At 50.8% G+C, this 3,529-nt stretch carries 1 tRNA gene and 2 rRNA genes; all 3 read left to right on the top strand.

The window, feature by feature from the left end:
* Positions 1-76, top strand: a tRNA-Ala gene (locus tag A28LD_RS09710).
* Positions 77-377: 301 nt separating this feature from the next.
* Positions 378-3,260: ribosomal RNA gene (locus A28LD_RS09705) — 23S ribosomal RNA — on the top strand.
* A gap of 145 nt (positions 3,261-3,405) precedes the next feature.
* Positions 3,406-3,521 (top strand): 5S ribosomal RNA (gene rrf / locus A28LD_RS09700).
* The last annotated feature ends 8 nt before the right edge of the window (positions 3,522-3,529 follow it).

Genomic DNA, 3,529 nt, shown 5'->3' with positions numbered 1-3,529 from the left:
GGGGCCATAGCTCAGCTGGGAGAGCGCCTGGTTTGCATCCAGGAGGTCTGCGGTTCGATCCCGCATGGCTCCACCATTTTCCTCCTCATCCTGCGTTGAAAGCTTCGTCGTTTACTGATTGTAAACTTCCTCAGCTTCCGCCTTGTCTGAGAAGGAAAACATTCCGATTCTTTGTTTCACATATGATGCGCATTGCTAAGTGTTCTTATTAAGAATATTTATCAATCACATTATGTGATGTGCTCTTTAATAATTTGGACAAGCTGATAAAGAAACAAACGAAGTTTGAACAAGCCAGGTATAACTCACCAGATTAACTTTGGTGGCGTATCGTTCATGTCATGTAAGAAACATAGAACACCGTTTAGGTGTTGTATGGTTAAGTGATTAAGCGTACACGGTGGATGCCTAGGCAGTTGGAGGCGATGAAGGACGTACTAACTTGCGATAAGCCATGATGAGCCAGTAAGAGGCGCATGAGTCATGGATTTCCGAATGGGGAAACCCAGTGAGCTTGCTCACTATCCGTAACTGAATACATAGGTTACGGAGGCGAACCCGGGGAACTGAAACATCTAAGTACCCGGAGGAAAAGAAATCAACCGAGATTCCCTTAGTAGCGGCGAGCGAACGGGGAGCAGCCCTTAAGCTGTTAAAGATGTAGTGGAAGGCTCTGGAAAGTGCCGCAATAAAGGGTGATAGCCCCGTACACGAAGCATCTTTTTTAGTGAAAACGAGTAGGTCGGGACACGTGTTATCTTGACTGAATATGGGGGGACCATCCTCCAAGGCTAAATACTCCCAACTGACCGATAGTGAACTAGTACCGTGAGGGAAAGGCGAAAAGAACCCCTGTGAGGGGAGTGAAATAGAACCTGAAACCGTGTACGTACAAGCAGTAGGAGCCTCTTTATGGGGTGACTGCGTACCTTTTGTATAATGGGTCAGCGACTTACATTTTGTAGCAAGGTTAACCGAATAGGGTAGCCGTAGGGAAACCGAGTCTTAACTGGGCGCTTAGTTGCAAGGTGTAGACCCGAAACCGGGCGATCTATCCATGGGCAGGTTGAAGATTGAGTAACATCAATTGGAGGACCGAACTCACTAATGTTGAAAAATTAGGAGATGACCTGTGGATCGGAGTGAAAGGCTAATCAAGCCCGGAGATAGCTGGTTCTCCCCGAAATCTATTTAGGTAGAGCCTCGGACGAATACCATTGGGGGTAGAGCACTGTTTCGGCTAGGGGGTCATCCCGACTTACCAACCCGATGCAAACTCCGAATACCAATGAGTACTATCCGGGAGACACACGGCGGGTGCTAACGTTCGTCGTGAAGAGGGAAACAACCCAGACCGCCAGCTAAGGTCCCCAAGTCATGGTTCAGTGGGAAACGATGTGGGAAGGCATAGACAGCTAGGAGGTTGGCTTAGAAGCAGCCATCCTTTAAAGAAAGCGTAATAGCTCACTAGTCGAGTCGGCCTGCGCGGAAGATGTAACGGGGCTAAACCATGCACCGAAGCTGCGGCAGCATACTTGTATGCTGGGTAGGGGAGCGTTCTGTAAGCCGTTGAAGGTGGATTGAGAAGTCTGCTGGAGGTATCAGAAGTGCGAATGCTGACATGAGTAACGATAATGGGGGTGAAAAACCCCCACGCCGGAAGACCAAGGGTTCCTATCCCATGCTAATCAGGGTAGGGTAAGTCGGCCCCTAAGGCGAGGCTGAGAAGCGTAGTCGATGGGAAACAGGTTAATATTCCTGTACTGCTGCATACTGCGATGGGGTGACGGAGAAGGCTAGGTAATCGCGGCGTTGGTAGTCCGCGTGAAAGTGAGTAGGCAGGGGGATTAGGCAAATCCGGTTCCCTATATGCTGAGACACGAGACGAGCTCCTACGGGAGTGAAGTTACTGATGCCATACTTCCAGGAAAACCCTCTAAGCTTCAGGTATGCAGAACCGTACCCGAAACCGACACAGGTGGTCAGGTAGAGAATACTAAGGCGCTTGAGAGAACTCGGGTGAAGGAACTAGGCAAAATAGTACCGTAACTTCGGGAGAAGGTACGCCCTTATTTGTGAAGGCCTTGCGCCGTAAGCGAATGAGGGCCGCAGTGACCAGGTGGCTGGGACTGTTTATTAAAAACACAGCACTCTGCAAACTCGAAAGAGGACGTATAGGGTGTGACACCTGCCCGGTGCCGGAAGGTTAATTGATGGGGTTAGCGTAAGCGAAGCTCTTGATCGAAGCCCCGGTAAACGGCGGCCGTAACTATAACGGTCCTAAGGTAGCGAAATTCCTTGTCGGGTAAGTTCCGACCTGCACGAATGGTGTAACCATGGCCACGCTGTCTCCACCCGAGACTCAGTGAAATTGAAATCGCAGTGAAGATGCTGTGTACCCGCGGCTAGACGGAAAGACCCCGTGAACCTTTACTACAGCTTGGCACTGAACATTGAACCTACATGTGTAGGATAGGTGGGAGGCTTTGAAGCGTGAACGCCAGTTTGCGTGGAGCCAACCTTGAAATACCACCCTTGTACGTTTGATGTTCTAACGGAGACTGCTGAATCGTGGTCCCGGACAGTGCCTGGTGGGTAGTTTGACTGGGGCGGTCTCCTCCCAAAGAGTAACGGAGGAGCACGAAGGTTGGCTAAGTACGGTCGGACATCGTACGGTTAGTGCAATGGCATAAGCCAGCTTAACTGCGAGACAGACACGTCGAGCAGGTGCGAAAGCAGGTCATAGTGATCCGGTGGTTCTGAATGGAAGGGCCATCGCTCAACGGATAAAAGGTACTCCGGGGATAACAGGCTGATACCGCCCAAGAGTTCATATCGACGGCGGTGTTTGGCACCTCGATGTCGGCTCATCACATCCTGGGGCTGAAGTCGGTCCCAAGGGTATGGCTGTTCGCCATTTAAAGTGGTACGCGAGCTGGGTTTAGAACGTCGTGAGACAGTTCGGTCCCTATCTGCCGTGGGCGTTTGAGAATTGAGAGGGGTTGCTCCTAGTACGAGAGGACCGGAGTGAACGAACCGCTGGTGTTCGGGTTGTCATGCCAATGGCACTGCCCGGTAGCTACGTTCGGAATCGATAACCGCTGAAAGCATCTAAGCGGGAAGCGAGCCTCGAGATGAGTTCTCACTGGAGTGTAATCTCCCTAAAGGGTTGTTGAAGACTACAACGTTGATAGGCAAGGTGTGGAAGCGCTGTAAGGCGTTGAGCTAACTTGTACTAATTGCCCGTGAGGCTTAACCATACAACACCTAAGCGGTGTTGTTGCGTGACGATGCGTGTGAGAGCATGCAGGAGCGTAAAAGCGAACGAGACATCACTAGGTTAGTGAGTGAGTTATGCTGGCTCAGACTTCGAATTATCAGATTGTTCAAATTATGCCAAATTTGTCTGGCGGCCATAGCGACGTGGAACCACCTGAATCCTTTCCGAACTCAGAAGTGAAACATGTCAGCGCCGATGGTAGTGTGGGGCCTCCCCATGCGAGAGTAGGACACCGCCAGGCTCCTATTA

The organism is Idiomarina sp. A28L, assembly GCF_000218785.1.
Lineage (GTDB): Bacteria > Pseudomonadota > Gammaproteobacteria > Enterobacterales > Alteromonadaceae > Aliidiomarina.
Note: the sequence above shows the minus strand (reverse complement) of the source record. Positions and strands in the feature narration are given on the sequence as shown.